This window comes from Anabaena sp. CCY 0017 (genome assembly GCF_963920885.1).
GTDB lineage: Bacteria > Cyanobacteriota > Cyanobacteriia > Cyanobacteriales > Nostocaceae > Nodularia.
The window spans coordinates 1-476 of sequence record NZ_CAWUDG010000080.1 but is presented as its reverse complement, the minus strand read 5'-3'; the positions used below and the strand labels follow the sequence as shown (position 1 = coordinate 476).

Annotated in this window: 1 pseudogene; it reads left to right on the top strand. The window is 31.1% G+C overall.

Going from position 1 to position 476, the window contains the following annotated elements:
- Nucleotides 1-107: 107 nt before the first annotated feature.
- A pseudogene (locus ACM0OW_RS25780) lies at nucleotides 108-476 on the top strand (IS4 family transposase); the annotation flags it as partial.

The following is a 476-nucleotide window of genomic DNA, read 5'->3' as shown; positions in this document are numbered from 1 at the left end:
CTGACGGGGCGACAAACAAGTCTAAAAACAAGACAGTGTAAACAATGTAACGATTTATGGTAAAAAAAGATAGGTCAGATATTGTCAATAAGACCTATCTAATGATAATGATGCCTTTATTCTATCAAAAGCACTTAAAAAGTCAATTGAGTCTAAGAGAATACCTGTTTCTCCAAATTTTGGTGAACATCCTACAGTCAATTAAAATCGTGAATTTAGAACGATTAGCGAATGGGATACCGTTACCAATTAAATTTGAGAGTAGAAGGAAAAGAATACAAAGATTTCTCTCATTACCAAATTTCACAATTGAAAAAATTTGGTTTCCGATCATTAGGGAATGGTTATCAATATACTTTACCCCAGAAAAAATAATTTATCTAGCCATTGATAGAACCAATTGGAATCGCATAAATTTATTTATGGTGAGTGTCATTTGGGATAAAAGAGCATTTCCAATCTATTTTAAATTATTG